Raw genomic sequence first — 13,443 nt, forward strand, 5'->3', positions numbered from 1 at the left:
CTTTTGATCCTGATCTGTTCAAAGCCAGGAGCAAAATCAAAAGATCGCAGCCTGCGGCAGCTCCTACAGCGGTTACATGTATCTATGCGACCAACGAATGACGCCCGGCGGGTGTGTAGGGAACCGAGGCGAGGTATACTGCCGCGCCTTTTTAGCGTCGCGCCAGCATACCCGGCGTGCCTTGAAAGGTGCTTGCAACCGACCGATGCACCCAAGCTGCAAGCACCTTATTGAATGTTCCCGTCTTTTAGAGGAGCGCGACTCATGACCGTGATCAAGCAAGACGACCTGATTCAGAGCGTTGCCGACGCCCTGCAGTTCATTTCCTACTACCACCCCGTGGATTTCATCCAGGCGATGCACGAAGCCTACCTGCGCGAAGAATCGCCGGCAGCCCGTGACTCCATGGCACAGATCCTGATCAACTCGCGCATGTGCGCCACCGGCCACCGCCCGATCTGCCAGGACACCGGCATCGTGACCGTGTTTGTCCGCGTGGGCATGGACGTGCGCTGGGATGGCGCCACCATGAGCCTGGACGACATGATCAACGAAGGCGTGCGTCGCGCCTACAACCTGCCGGAAAACGTCCTGCGCGCTTCGATCCTCGCCGACCCGGCGGGTGCTCGCAAGAACACCAAGGACAACACCCCGGCCGTTATCCACTACTCCATCGTTCCGGGTAACACCGTGGAAGTGGACGTGGCGGCCAAGGGCGGCGGTTCCGAGAACAAGTCGAAAATGGCCATGCTCAACCCGTCCGACTCGATCGTCGACTGGGTGCTGAAGACCGTTCCGACCATGGGCGCCGGCTGGTGCCCACCGGGCATGCTGGGCATCGGCATCGGCGGCACCGCCGAAAAAGCCGCGGTGATGGCCAAGGAAGTGTTGATGGAATCCATCGACATCCACGAGCTGAAGGCTCGCGGCCCACAGAACCGCATCGAAGAAATGCGCCTGGAGCTGTTCGAGAAGGTCAACCAGCTGGGCATCGGTGCCCAGGGCCTGGGCGGCCTGACCACCGTGCTCGACGTGAAGATCATGGACTACCCGACCCACGCCGCATCCCTGCCGGTGTGCATGATCCCGAACTGCGCCGCCACCCGCCACGCGCACTTCGTGCTCGACGGTTCCGGCCCGGCGTCGCTGGAAGCGCCACCGCTGGACGCCTACCCGGAAATCGTCTGGGAAGCCGGTCCGTCGGCCCGTCGCGTCAACCTCGACACCCTGACCCCGGAAGAAGTGCAGAGCTGGAAGCCGGGCGAAACCGTCCTGCTCAACGGCAAGATGCTCACCGGTCGCGACGCTGCGCACAAGCGCATGGTCGAGATGCTGAACAAGGGCGAAACCCTGCCGGTGGACCTCAAGGGTCGCTTCATCTATTACGTCGGTCCGGTTGATCCGGTTCGCGAAGAAGTGGTTGGCCCAGCGGGCCCGACCACTGCAACGCGGATGGACAAGTTCACCCGTCAGATCCTCGAGCAAACCGGCCTGCTGGGCATGATCGGCAAATCCGAGCGCGGTCCGACCGCCATCGACGCGATCAAGGACCACAAGGCCGTTTACCTGATGGCTGTGGGCGGCGCGGCTTACCTGGTGGCGCAAGCGATCAAGAAATCCCGCGTGGTGGCCTTCGCCGAACTGGGCATGGAAGCGATCTACGAGTTCGACGTCAAAGACATGCCAGTGACCGTTGCGGTCGACAGCAAAGGCGAGTCGGTACACATCACCGGTCCTGCCATCTGGCAGCAAAAGATCAGTGAAAGCCTGGCCGTCGAAGTGCAGTAAGCACCTCGATTGACCGAAAAAGGCGACAGGGCTTATCCCCTGTCGCCTTTTTTATTGCCCCCAATTCCCTGTAGGAGCGAGCATGCTCGCGATGGTCGTCAACGATAACGCGTAAAGCCTGACACCCCGCGGTGATTTCAGATCCATCGCGAGCATGCTCGCTCCTACAAAGGCCAACACGCTCATGCTATGGTGCGCCCCCTCCGTACCCCATGTGTAAGGCCTGCATGTTCCTGTCATCCCGCCCCTTGCGCCTGACGCTCTATACCCTGGTCATCCTCGCCGGTGCCGCCATCGCCGCCACCCTGGCCATGCGCCATACCGTGCGCCAATCCCTGGTCGACGACGCCGCCCGTGCCAATCAACAATTGGCGCTGTACGCCACATCCCTGCATACCTTGATCGAGCGCTACCGTGCCCTGCCCTCGGTGCTGGCGCTGGACCCGCAATTACGCGATGCGCTCAAAGGCCCGGTCAGCCTCGCGCAACAGGACGTGCTGAATCGCAAACTGGAAAAAATCAACGGCGCCGCCGAATCCTCGACCCTGGAATTGCTCGATCGCACCGGCCTCGCCGTGGCCGCCAGCAACTGGCGCCTGCCCAGCAGTTACGTCGGCCACAACTATGGCTTCCGCCCCTACTTCAACCAGACCCGCACCCAAGGCACCGGCCGGTTTTATGCCGTGGGGGTGACCAGCGGTATTCCGGGGTATTTCCTGTCCAGTGCCGTGACCAACGACGACGGGCAGTTTCTCGGCGCCATGGTGGTGAAACTGGAGTTTCCGGAACTGGAACGGGAGTGGAGCCAGGGTAGCGACACGTTGCTGGTCAGCGACGCACGCGGGATCGTCTTCATCGCCAACCAGCCGGGCTGGCGCTATCGCCAATTGAAACCGCTGAGCGACAGCGACCGCGCCGAACTCAAGGCCACTCGCCAATACAACAAACAGCCACTGACGCCACTTGAGTACCAATCGTTGCGTCACTTCGACGACAACAGTGAACTGGTACGGGTCAACGGCCCGGATGGCAAAGCCGATTATCTGTGGGAGTCCCTGCCACTCACCGCCGAAGGCTGGACGCTGCATCTGCTGCGCCGCCCGCAAGCCGCCTTCGAAGACAGCCGCAATGCCGCACTCGCGGGTGCTGGATTGTGGCTGACCCTGGTGTTTCTGTTGCTGTTCCTCAACCAGCGCTGGCGCCTGGCCAAGTTGCGCCAGCGCAGCCGCGAGGAGCTTGAACAACTGGTAGAAGAGCGCACTCGCGAGCTGCGCACCGCCCAGGACGGCCTGGTGCAGTCGGCCAAGCTCGCCGCCCTCGGGCAGATGTCGGCAGCACTGGCCCACGAAATCAACCAGCCACTGACGGCGCAACGCATGCAGCTCGCGACGCTGCGGCTGCTGCTTGATCACGGCCGGGTCGATGACGCGTACAAGGCGCTCAAACCGGTGGATGACATGTTGACCCGCATGGCCGCCCTCACCGGCCACTTGAAAACCTTCGCCCGCAAAAGCCCCAGCGGCTTGCGCGAGCGCCTGGACCTGGCGGCGGTGGTGGACCAGTCGCTGCACCTGCTCGACACGCGAATGCGCGACGAACAGGTCAGCACGGTGCTGCATCTGACGCGTCCGGCCTGGGTGCGTGGCGATGCGATTCGCCTGGAACAGGTGCTGATCAACCTGCTGCGCAATGCCCTGGATGCGATGCAGGACAAACCCTGCAAGCGCCTGGAAATCCGCCTCGAAGCCGAAGAACAACTGTGGCGCTTGAGCGTGATCGACAACGGCAGCGGCATTGCCGAAGAAAACCTGTCCAAGGTGTTCGATCCGTTTTTCACCACCAAACCGGTGGGCGATGGACTGGGTATTGGCCTGGCGGTTTCTTTCGCTATCGTGCACGAATCGGGCGGTCGCCTGACGGCCGACAATCATGCAAATGGCGCGATATTCACCCTGACTTTGCCCATCGATCTGGAGGCCCACGGTTCATGTTGAATTCTGTGATGGTGGTTGACGACGAAAGCAGCATCCGCAGCGCCGTGGAGCAATGGCTGAGCCTGTCGGGGTTCGACGTGCAACTGTTCAGCCGTGCCGACGAATGCCTGGCGCAGTTGCCGAAGCATTTTGCCGGGGTGATCCTCAGCGACGTGCGCATGCCCGGCATGACCGGTCTGGAGCTGTTGGCCGAGGTGCAGCGGCGCGATGCCGACCTGCCGGTAATCCTGCTGACTGGCCACGGCGATGTGCCGATGGCCGTCGATGCCATGCGCGATGGCGCCTATGACTTTCTGGAAAAACCCTTCAGCCCCGACACCCTGCTCGGCAGCCTGCGCCGGGCGTTGGACAAGCGCCGTCTGATTCTGGAAAACCGTGCCCTGCACGAACAGGCCGATAACCGCGCCAAGCTCGATGCCACGCTGCTCGGTGTATCCCGCAGCTTGCAGACGTTGCGCGGGCAAGTGCTGGACCTGGCCACCTTACCGGTCAACGTGTTGATCCGTGGCGAAACCGGCAGCGGCAAGGAATTGGTCGCCCGCTGCTTGCACGACTTCGGCCCCCGCGCCGACAAACCTTTTGTCGCCTTGAACTGCGCGGCCATCCCGGAGCAACTGTTTGAAGCCGAGCTATTCGGCCACGAAAGCGGTGCCTTCACCGGTGCCCAGGGCAAGCGCATCGGCAAGCTCGAATACGCCGACGGCGGCACCTTGTTTCTCGATGAGATCGAAAGCATGCCCCTGGCGCAGCAGGTGAAATTGCTGCGGGTGTTGCAGGAGCAGAAGCTCGAACGCCTGGGGTCGAACCAGAGTATCCGCGTGGATCTGCGCATCATCGCCGCGACCAAACCGGACCTGCTCGAAGAAGCGCGGGCCGGGCGCTTTCGCGAGGACCTGGCCTATCGTCTGACCGTCGCCGAGCTGCGCCTGCCGCCATTGCGCGAGCGCCGCGAAGACATTCCATTGCTGTACGAGTCCTTTGCCCGCAACGCCGCCGAGCGTCTGGGCCGCGCCTTTTCACCCTTGAGCGGTCCACAGCTCAGTCATCTGCTGAACCACGACTGGCCGGGTAATGTGCGCGAACTGGCGAACACGGCCGAACGCCAGGTATTGGGGCTTGGCGAGCCTGTACCGGCCGGCATCGAGCCGGGGCAGTCACTGGCCGCGCAACAGGAAGCCTTTGAAGCGCAGTGCCTGCGCGCGGCGTTGACCCGACATAAAGGTGATGTCAAAGCGGTACTCGAGGAACTGCAACTGCCGCGTCGCACCTTCAATGAAAAGATGCAGCGGCATGGGCTGACCCGAGAGATGTTTTTGTAATTGCCCCTCAAGACCAAAAGATCGCAGCCTTCGGCAGCTCCTACATGGGATGGGCGTACATCCTGTAGGAGCTGCCGAAGGCTGCGATCTTTTCGGCGGTTTTCCGCTTAACACCCACCATGAATAAGCGGATTTCCGCTCACAAAAACGACTTACCCCCTCTAAACCGGCCCTCTCCCTCTTGGCACAGCTCCTGCTATAGCCCCCGCAGGCTGCGTTTAACCGCGCTCCACAAAAACAATTAAATGAAGGATCCTTCAATGGATAACTCCAACGCCCTGCCCCTTGGGTCGGCTGCCGTGACCGCCAAGCCAAGAACCACTGCCAGTCGCATCAAATCGATTTTCAGCGGCTCTGTCGGCAACATGGTCGAGTGGTACGACTGGTACGTCTATGCCGCCTTCTCCCTGTACTTCGCCAAGACCTTTTTCCCCGCCGGTTCTTCCACCGCACAATTGATGAACACCGCTGCGATCTTCGCCGTGGGCTTTTTGATGCGTCCGATCGGCGGCTGGCTGATGGGCCTCTACGCCGACAAAGTCGGGCGCAAAAAGGCGCTGATGGCCTCGGTTTATCTGATGTGTTTCGGCTCGCTGCTGATCGCCCTGAGCCCGGGCTATGAAACCATCGGTATCTTCGCACCGATCCTGCTGGTGTTCGCCCGCCTGCTGCAGGGCCTGTCGGTCGGTGGCGAGTACGGCACCTCCGCCACCTACCTCTCGGAAATGGCAACCAAGGAGCGTCGTGGCTTCTTCTCCAGCTTCCAGTACGTGACCCTGATCTCCGGCCAGCTCATTGCGTTGGGCGTATTGATCGTGCTGCAACAAACCCTGACCACCGAACAGCTGTATGCCTGGGGCTGGCGCATTCCCTTCGCCATCGGCGCGCTGTGTGCCGTCGTTGCGTTGTACCTGCGTCGCGGCATGGAAGAAACCGAGTCGTTCACCAAGAAAGAGAAGGCCAAGGAAAGCGCGATGCGCACTTTGCTGCGCCATCCGAAGGAATTGTTGACCGTGGTCGGCCTGACCATGGGCGGCACCCTGGCGTTCTACACCTATACCACCTACATGCAGAAATACCTGGTGAACACCGTCGGCATGAGCATTTCCGACTCCACCACCATCTCCGCTGCCACGCTGTTCCTGTTCATGTGCCTGCAACCGATCATCGGCGGCCTGTCGGACAAGATCGGCCGTCGTCCGATCCTGATCGCCTTCGGCGTGCTGGGTACGATTTTCACCGTGCCAATCCTGATGACACTGCACACCGTCCAGACATGGTGGGGTGCATTCTTCCTGATCATGGCGGCGCTGATCATCGTCAGTGGCTACACCTCGATCAACGCGGTGGTTAAGGCCGAGTTGTTCCCGACCGAGATCCGCGCCCTCGGCGTGGGCCTGCCGTACGCCCTGACCGTATCGATCTTCGGCGGCACCGCTGAATACATCGCCCTGTGGTTCAAGAGCATCGGTATGGAAACCGGCTACTACTGGTACGTGACCGCGTGCATTGCCGTGTCGTTGCTGGTGTACGTCACCATGAAGGACACCCAGAAGCATTCGCGGATTGTCACTGACTGACAGCGATATCGAGGTCGGTAGTACCGGCCTCTTCGCGGGCAAGCCTCGCTCCTACAGGTAATGCATAGTCCCTGTAGGAGCGAGGCTTGCCCGCGAAGGCCGCAACTCGGTCGATCAGGAGAGCTCGGCAACCGGCTGTTTCCCGAAGCGCTTCTGCGCCATCGAAGCCCCCACAATCATCACCACCAAAATCCCCGCCAACACCAGCGACGAGCCGATGGTGCCGAAATCCAGGCCGCCCTTCTCATGGGGCTTGGTCAGGAAGTCGCCCAAGGTAGCGCCGAACGGTCGAGTCAGAACAAACGCCACCCAGAACAACAGCACCGACGAAATCTTCGTGAAGTACTTGAGCAACACCACCAGCAAAATGGTCGAGCCGATCAACAGCGCGCCACCGGCGAAACCAAGCCCCGAATCATCGGCCAGGTAATCGCCAAGCGCAGTGCCCAGGGTGTTGGAAAACAGAATCGCCATCCAATAGAACATCTCGCCACGGAACGTCTGGACCTTGGTCACGTTCAGCGAATCGCCACTGAGGCGCCAGGCAGCAAAAATCCCCAGCAAAATCGCAATCAGGATCATCGAGCCCGTGGCGTAGCCCAGTTCGAGGGTGCGGTCCATGAAGTCGGACATCGTGGTGCCCGCCGTGCTGGTCGACAGGATCACGATCCAGTACAGCACCGGCTTATAGGTCTTGGACATCAACTGAGTAACCAGTGTCAGCACAAAGACGCTGATCAATATCAGAGAACTGATGGCGTACCCTACGTTGAGGGTCATCGACAGCAAATCACCCGCGGTTTCCCCCAGAGTCGTCGCGCAGATTTTCATCACCCAGAACGCCAAGGTGATTTGAGGAAGTTTATTCATCGAGGATAGAGCTCCAGTTTTCATGACGGCGTTTTCTTCGGGTTTTGCCGCGGTGCGCAGACTGGAGATCAGCGGGTGAAAATTGGGTAAGCACTTCATGAAAAATCTGTCACACCGGCGAAAGGCCGGACTAATCGCGCTATCCGGGCTGTCACAAAACCGGTAGGAGCTGCCGCAGGCTGCGATCTTTTGACTTTGTTTTTTAAGATCAAAAGATCGCGGCCTGCGGCAGCGCCTACAGGGGAACATTGTTGGCTGGAAAAATGTCGTCGGTCCTTGCACCATGACTGCCACACGAAAGCGCCAGGAATGCCCCCATGCCCGATGACATCCACTTTTACGAACCCGCCAACGGCCACGGCCTGCCCCACGATCCGTTCAACGCCATCGTCGGCCCGCGCCCCATTGGCTGGATTTCCTCACAGGATGCCAACGGCCACCTGAACCTGGCGCCTTACAGCTTCTTCAACGCCTTCAACTACATTCCGCCGATCATTGGTTTTTCCAGCGTCGGGCGTAAAGACAGCCTGAACAACATCGAGCAAACCGGCGAGTTCGCCTGGAACCTGGCCACCCGCCCCCTGGCCGAGCAGATGAACCAGAGCTGCGCCATGGTCGGGCCTGAAGTGGACGAGTTCGAGCTTTCGGGGCTCACCCCCGTTGCCTCGAAAATCATTGCGGTGCCCCGGGTCGCTGAAAGCCCGGTGTCCTTCGAGTGCAAGGTCACACAGATCATTCAGTTGCAGCGAGCGGATGGAAACATGGTGCCGAGTTGGCTGATTCTCGGCGAAGTGGTCGCCGTGCACATCGCCAAATGGCTGTTGAAAGATGGGGTATACGACACCGCCGCGGCAGAACCGATTCTGCGCGGCGGCGGGCCGGCGGATTATTTCCAGCTGGGGCCTGAGGCTTTATTCAAGATGTATCGACCGGGAGCGGCCCGGTAATTACCAGAGCAGGTCGGCATTTTCCTTGACGTTCTTGAGGCGGGTCAGCTCTTTGGCGGCTGCTTCATCGGCTTCGTGAGCAGTCTTGAAAACCTGCCCTTCCAGCACTTTGTGAAATCGCGGGGCGCCGGAACCGCCCAACGCCTTGACGGCAATAGCGGCGTGATAACCGCCTTCGCCCGGTACTACAGCTGATACGGCTTCGAAGGTTTCAAAGGCTTTGCGTGCCATGTCGCGCATCCTGGCTGGTTGAGAAGGCTGTCATTAAACCCTCAACCGGCCAGTTTGTGTACCGCCGCCCCGGACTGGTTGAGGGCTTGCGCTGCTGACACATCCTTGAAAGTGTGGAAATCCAGGCTGTTGACGACCAACTCCTGCACCAGCTCGGCAAACACCTCCATGGCCGGGGTACTGAAGTAAGCGGTCATGGCCTGCTGATTGATCCAGAAACCGGAAACCAGCCACAGCTCTGGATCGCATTGCGAGTGTTGCAAGGCAAAGTTCAGGCAACCTGGCGCGGCCCGGGACGGCTCGATCAGCGCACTCAGGCGCACACCCAGTTCCTGCGAGCGCCCGGCGCACGCCCGGACAAAGGCCATATGACTGACGGGGATCTGCTTCGACATGTTCAACCCTCCCAAGGTGTCGCGTGGCAGCCAGGGACGGGCTGCGACAGGATCCAAGGTTAAGGGTCGATTCGCCTGTGTCGTTAGTCGATTTCTGCCGGCGCGTTGCACAATCCTGCGAGACTGCATCGCCAACCCGTAAAAATGTGTAACCGCTGCCACACGCGTTTTGTGTAGGAGCTGCCGCAGGCTGCGATCTTTTGATCTTAAAAAATAAAATCTAAAGATCGCAGCCTTCGGCAGCTCCTACAGGGGTTTGATCTGGATTCAAGCACGGCCTCTGCGCGCAGTGTGGGAGCAACTCCGTGCAGGATCAGGCAAGCATCAGGCAGGATGTGTCTACCACCCGCGCTTGCACAAACTTAAGCTCGGCTCACTACCCCATGCGTCAAAACGAGGATGCCTTGCATGTCGTCGCTCGATCACTTTTCACACCAGCAGTCACACCAGCAACCAGACCCGCTGGATGCCGAGATGGAGAAACAGCGCGCGGAACTGGCGGCCATCATTCGCCGCAACACCGCCGAAGATGGCAGTTATGCCACGGCTGTCGACTCACTGTTCATGTCGCGCCACAGCCAGAACCACGAGTTCGCCCCGGTACTCGCGCAACCGGCGCTGTGCATCATGGCTCAGGGGCGCAAGGAAGTTCGGCTGGCTGACGAGTACTTCAACTACGATCCGCTGCATTACCTGGTGGTCTCGGTGTCGATGCCGCTCAGCGGTCGGGTGGTGAATGTCTCGGCGCAAGAACCGATCCTCGCCGTGCGACTGGACATCGACCCGGCGGAAATCACCGCGCTGATTGCCGACGCCGGGCCCATCGGCGTACCGACCCGGCCAACCGGACGCGGGCTGTATGTAGAGCGCCTCGACAGCGCGATGCTCGACGCCGTGCTGCGCCTGGCACGGCTGCTCGACACCCCCAAAGACATCGCCATGCTCGCGCCGCTGATCCGCCGGGAAATCCTTTATCGCCTGCTCCGCAGCCAGCAAGGCCATCGACTGTACGAAATCGCCATTGCCAACAGTCAGAGCCATCGCATCAGCCAGGCGATCAAATGGCTCAACGGCAACTTTGAACAGCCGCTGCGCATCGATGATCTGGCCAAGGAAGTGAACCTGAGCGTGTCGACATTGCATCACCGCTTCAAGGCGATGACGGCGATGAGCCCGTTGCAGTATCAAAAGCAACTGCGCTTGCAGGAGGCGCGTCGCTTGATGCTGGCTGAAGGATTGGAGGCGTCGGCGGCGGGATATCGAGTCGGGTATGAAAGCCCGTCGCAATTCAGCCGGGAGTACAGCCGGTTGTTCGGCGCACCGCCGCTGCGGGATCTGGCGCGATTGCGCCTAAGCGTCTGACAGGCGACACACATCCCCTGTAGGAGCGAGGCTTGCCCGCGAAGATCGATAACGCGGTTTGTCAGATGCACCGAGTCGACTTCTTCGCGGGCAAGCCTCGCTCCTACGGATGGGTTATGCGTTCTAAGCACCCAAAACGCGACAAGCCTCCGCCGGCAAGGTCACCGACACCGGATGCCCGATGCTCAAACCAATCCCCTGGCACGGCGTGCTCAGCGCCGTGAACGACACCCCGGAACACTCCACCGTGGTCTCGATGGTCGCGCCGATATCACGCACGAACGTCACCTTGCCCAACAAGCGGTTGCCCGCCGTCGCCTGCGGCGCCGACAGTTGCAGGTCTTCTGGGCGAATCAGCATCTTCACCTTCTCTCCCACCACGATGCTGCTGCAGATCGGCACTTCCAATGCATCGCCGCCCGGCAGGCTGACCTTGCCATTGCCCAGCGCCGTGGCCGGGAAGATGTTGCCGGAGCCGATGAAGTCCGCAACGAACTCGTTGGCCGGATGACGGTAGATCTCGATCGGCGTGCCCACCTGCTGCACTCGATGCTCACCCAGCACGACAACGATATCGGCCATGGTCATGGCTTCGCGCTGATCGTGGGTGACCATGATGGTGGTGATGTTCAGGCGCTGTTGCAGTTGACGGATTTCCACCTGCATCGACTCGCGCAGCTTGGCATCCAGCGCTGACAGCGGTTCGTCCAACAGGAGGATTTTCGGGTGCGAGGCTATCGCCCGGGCAATTGCCACGCGCTGACGCTGCCCACCGGACAACTTGGCCACCGGACGATCGATCATCGGTTGCAGCTGGATCAGTTCCAGCAACTCCACCACCCGCGCCTGCTGATCAGCCTTGCTGACCCCGCGCAGTTTCAGTGGATAAGCAATGTTCTCGCCCACGGTCATGTGCGGGAACAGCGCCAGGGACTGAAAGACCATGCCGAAATTGCGCAGGTGCGCCGGGGTGCGGCCAATGTCCTCGCCGTCCAGGCGGATCTCGCCGCCGGTCAGGGTTTCAAGACCGGCGATCATGCGCAGCAACGTGGTTTTGCCGCAACCCGAAGGGCCGAGGAAACACACCAGTTTGCCCTCGGGCAAATGCAGGTTCACATCTTTTACCGCACAGGCCGAGCCGTAGTGTTTCTCGACGTTTTCCAGAATCAGACCAGACATAAATCACCTCAAGAAATCAGAACGAAACGCCGCCTTCACCGACTAACTTCTCCAACGCCCAGATCAGGACGAAGTCGATCAGCACGATCAGCACGGCAAACGAAAATACGGTGGGATCAAGCGAGGACACGGTGCGGCTGTACATCCAGATCGGCACGGTCATCACGTCGATGGTGTAGAGAAAATAGGTCACGGTGAATTCGTTGAACGAAACGATGAACGCCAGCAGCATGCCCGCCAGGATCCCCGACTTCATCAACGGCACCACCACGTCGACAATCGCCCGCAGCGGTGAAGCGCCGAGCATTTGCGCGGCTTCTTCCACTTCACTGCCGATGGACAGCATGGCCGCCGTGCAGTTTTTCACCACGAACGGCAGCGCCAGGATCACGTGGGCAATCACCAGCCGCGAGGTGGTCATGTGGAACGGCAGGCTGTCGAACACCAGCAACAACGCCAGGCCCAGTACCACCATCGGAAACACCAGCGGCAACGACATCAGTTGCAGCGCCACGGCCTTGCCGCGGAACTCGCAGCGCGTCAGAGCATAAGCTGCCGGCACGGCAATCAGCGTGGCGAAGATCATGGTCAGGCACGACACCAAAAGGCTGGTGGCCATGGCTTGGCCGAGGCTCAGCACATCGCTGGCGTCCGGCGAGACGAAGGTGTGCCAGGCGGCCTTGTACCACTGCAGGCTGTAGCTGCTGGGCGGGAAGTCGAGGTTCGATGCGCCACTGAAGGACATGACGATCATGGTCAGGATCGGCAGTACCGCCAGAAACAGGATGATGCCCGACAGGGTGCCGGCGAATTTGCCGGTTTCACCCGGCAGCAGCGACTGGCGCTTGTTGGTCAGGGTACTCATTGCGAAGCCTCCAGCATGCGCCGGCGACGGCCGGTGATGTATTCGGACAAGGTCATGATCGCGAGCGTGGTGACGATCAACACCACACCGGCAGCCGACGCGGCGGGCCAGTTCATCAGCGGGGCGATCTGGTCATGCACCATTACCGCCAGCATCGGCACGCGACGGCCACCCAGCAGCAGCGGCACCACGAAACTGCTGGCGTTGTAGGCGAACACCAGGGTCGCGCCGGTGATGATGCCCGGCAGACTCATCGGCAACACCACCTGGCGGAACACCTGCAAGCGACTGGCACCCAGGGTCGCGGCGGCTTCTTCGTAACTGCGGGCGACGCCGCGCATGGCGCTGGCAATCGGCAGCACGGCCAGCGGGAAAGCGGTTTGCACCAGGCCCATCAACACGCCGTTCTGGTTGTAGAGCAGCATGATCGGGCGCTTGATCAGGCCCAGGCCCATCAGCGCCTGATTGAGCATTCCGCCAGGCCCCAGAATCACCAGCCAGCCATAGCTTTGCAGCAGCAGGTTGACCAGCAACGGCAGCAACACCGCCGCAAGGAATATGCGTCGCACAAACGGCGACGTCAGGCGCGACATGGTGTAGGCCACCGGGATTGCCAGCAGCACTGCGATCACCGCACTGATCAGCGCCAGGCGCAGGGTCAGCAGCAGGGACTTGAGGTAATAGGGTTCCAGCAACTGGGCGTAACTGGCCAGGCTGAAGCCGGACCATTCCGCGCCCTTGGTGCCCACGCTCATGCGTAGCACCAAAAGGCTGGCGGCAATCAGCACGCCCAGAAACAGCATCGACGGCGAGAGGAAAAACCAGGCACGCGTCGTCGGCGAAACACCCCGATCGGCGCGCACGGGGGCGGCACTCACCGGATGGGTCAGAGGTTGGTGTTCCATAGCAAGGG

12 protein-coding genes are annotated in these 13,443 nt (G+C 60.8%); 6 read left to right on the forward strand and 6 right to left on the reverse strand.

All coding sequences use genetic code 11. The annotated features are described in order from the left end of the window. Window positions 1-264 precede the first annotated feature (264 nt). From ABTV22_RS23990 to ABTV22_RS24005, 4 genes are all read left to right on the forward strand, one after another. Complete coding sequence (locus tag ABTV22_RS23990) at window positions 265-1,788, forward strand: fumarate hydratase (RefSeq protein ID WP_095193134.1); 1,524 nt, start codon at window positions 265-267, stop codon at window positions 1,786-1,788. Window positions 1,789-2,015: 227 nt separating this feature from the next. Next, a complete protein-coding gene (locus tag ABTV22_RS23995) occupies window positions 2,016-3,782 on the forward strand; it encodes a sensor histidine kinase (RefSeq protein ID WP_433736899.1) in 1,767 nt (588 codons plus the stop codon). Further along, window positions 3,776-5,101, forward strand: coding sequence for a sigma-54-dependent transcriptional regulator (locus ABTV22_RS24000; protein ID WP_433736900.1), 1,326 nt, complete (start codon window positions 3,776-3,778; stop codon window positions 5,099-5,101). Before ABTV22_RS23995 ends, ABTV22_RS24000 begins: the two co-directional genes overlap by 7 nt. Window positions 5,102-5,361: 260 nt before the next feature. Next, complete coding sequence (locus ABTV22_RS24005; RefSeq protein ID WP_433736901.1) at window positions 5,362-6,681, forward strand: MFS transporter; 1,320 nt, start codon at window positions 5,362-5,364, stop codon at window positions 6,679-6,681. Between the two features lie 114 nt (window positions 6,682-6,795). Here the strand turns inward: ABTV22_RS24005 and ABTV22_RS24010 are convergent, their stop codons facing one another. Further along, window positions 6,796-7,551, reverse strand: a complete 756-nt coding sequence (locus tag ABTV22_RS24010) for a COG4705 family protein (protein ID WP_433736902.1) — start codon at window positions 7,549-7,551, stop codon at window positions 6,796-6,798. 317 nt (window positions 7,552-7,868) lie between these two features. Between ABTV22_RS24010 and ABTV22_RS24015 the strand changes: the two genes are divergently transcribed. Continuing rightward, a complete protein-coding gene (locus ABTV22_RS24015) occupies window positions 7,869-8,498 on the forward strand; it encodes a flavin reductase family protein (protein WP_433736903.1) in 630 nt (209 codons plus the stop codon). Here ABTV22_RS24015 and ABTV22_RS24020 read toward each other — a convergent pair whose 3' ends face one another. Together ABTV22_RS24020 and ABTV22_RS24025 are read right to left on the reverse strand one after the other, a co-directional pair. Beyond that, the gene (locus ABTV22_RS24020) at window positions 8,499-8,729 is read right to left on the reverse strand and encodes a hypothetical protein (RefSeq protein ID WP_433736904.1); all 231 of its coding nucleotides are present in this window, start codon (window positions 8,727-8,729) and stop codon (window positions 8,499-8,501) included. 41 nt (window positions 8,730-8,770) lie between these two features. After that, window positions 8,771-9,124: an antibiotic biosynthesis monooxygenase family protein gene (locus ABTV22_RS24025; protein ID WP_433736905.1), complete on the reverse strand. Its 354-nt coding sequence runs from the start codon at window positions 9,122-9,124 to the stop codon at window positions 8,771-8,773. A gap of 408 nt (window positions 9,125-9,532) precedes the next feature. Here ABTV22_RS24025 and ABTV22_RS24030 point away from each other — a divergent pair, with 408 nt between their 5' ends. After that, on the forward strand, window positions 9,533-10,486 hold the full coding sequence (locus ABTV22_RS24030) for an AraC family transcriptional regulator (protein ID WP_433736906.1): 954 nt from the start codon (window positions 9,533-9,535) through the stop codon (window positions 10,484-10,486). A 123-nt stretch (window positions 10,487-10,609) separates the two neighbouring features. Here ABTV22_RS24030 and ABTV22_RS24035 read toward each other — a convergent pair whose 3' ends face one another. From ABTV22_RS24035 to ABTV22_RS24045, 3 genes are read right to left on the reverse strand one after another with little or no spacing between them, the layout of a single operon-like run. Next, window positions 10,610-11,665: an ABC transporter ATP-binding protein gene (locus tag ABTV22_RS24035; RefSeq protein WP_433736907.1), complete on the reverse strand. Its 1,056-nt coding sequence runs from the start codon at window positions 11,663-11,665 to the stop codon at window positions 10,610-10,612. A gap of 16 nt (window positions 11,666-11,681) precedes the next feature. Further along, window positions 11,682-12,530, reverse strand: coding sequence for an ABC transporter permease (locus ABTV22_RS24040; RefSeq protein ID WP_433736908.1), 849 nt, complete (start codon window positions 12,528-12,530; stop codon window positions 11,682-11,684). Next, window positions 12,527-13,435: an ABC transporter permease gene (locus ABTV22_RS24045; protein ID WP_433736909.1), complete on the reverse strand. Its 909-nt coding sequence runs from the start codon at window positions 13,433-13,435 to the stop codon at window positions 12,527-12,529. The genes ABTV22_RS24040 and ABTV22_RS24045 overlap by 4 nt, the downstream gene beginning before the upstream one ends. Window positions 13,436-13,443 lie beyond the last annotated feature (8 nt).

Origin of the sequence: Pseudomonas putida (assembly GCF_050990305.1) — a bacterium.
GTDB lineage: Bacteria > Pseudomonadota > Gammaproteobacteria > Pseudomonadales > Pseudomonadaceae > Aquipseudomonas > Aquipseudomonas putida_AH.

What these genes read in the sequence shown, in the direction of transcription:
- ABTV22_RS23990 (WP_095193134.1), top strand. Translation starts at nt 265, where the DNA reads ATGACCGTGATCAAGCAAGACGACCTGATTCAGAGCGTTGCCGACGCC.
- ABTV22_RS23995 (WP_433736899.1), top strand. Translation starts at nt 2,016, where the DNA reads ATGTTCCTGTCATCCCGCCCCTTGCGCCTGACGCTCTATACCCTGGTC.
- ABTV22_RS24000 (WP_433736900.1), top strand. Translation starts at nt 3,776, where the DNA reads ATGTTGAATTCTGTGATGGTGGTTGACGACGAAAGCAGCATCCGCAGC.
- ABTV22_RS24005 (WP_433736901.1), top strand. Translation starts at nt 5,362, where the DNA reads ATGGATAACTCCAACGCCCTGCCCCTTGGGTCGGCTGCCGTGACCGCC.
- ABTV22_RS24010 (WP_433736902.1), bottom strand. Translation starts at nt 7,551, where the DNA reads ATGAATAAACTTCCTCAAATCACCTTGGCGTTCTGGGTGATGAAAATC.
- ABTV22_RS24015 (WP_433736903.1), top strand. Translation starts at nt 7,869, where the DNA reads ATGCCCGATGACATCCACTTTTACGAACCCGCCAACGGCCACGGCCTG.
- ABTV22_RS24020 (WP_433736904.1), bottom strand. Translation starts at nt 8,729, where the DNA reads ATGGCACGCAAAGCCTTTGAAACCTTCGAAGCCGTATCAGCTGTAGTA.
- ABTV22_RS24025 (WP_433736905.1), bottom strand. Translation starts at nt 9,124, where the DNA reads ATGTCGAAGCAGATCCCCGTCAGTCATATGGCCTTTGTCCGGGCGTGC.
- ABTV22_RS24030 (WP_433736906.1), top strand. Translation starts at nt 9,533, where the DNA reads ATGTCGTCGCTCGATCACTTTTCACACCAGCAGTCACACCAGCAACCA.
- ABTV22_RS24035 (WP_433736907.1), bottom strand. Translation starts at nt 11,665, where the DNA reads ATGTCTGGTCTGATTCTGGAAAACGTCGAGAAACACTACGGCTCGGCC.
- ABTV22_RS24040 (WP_433736908.1), bottom strand. Translation starts at nt 12,530, where the DNA reads ATGAGTACCCTGACCAACAAGCGCCAGTCGCTGCTGCCGGGTGAAACC.
- ABTV22_RS24045 (WP_433736909.1), bottom strand. Translation starts at nt 13,435, where the DNA reads ATGGAACACCAACCTCTGACCCATCCGGTGAGTGCCGCCCCCGTGCGC.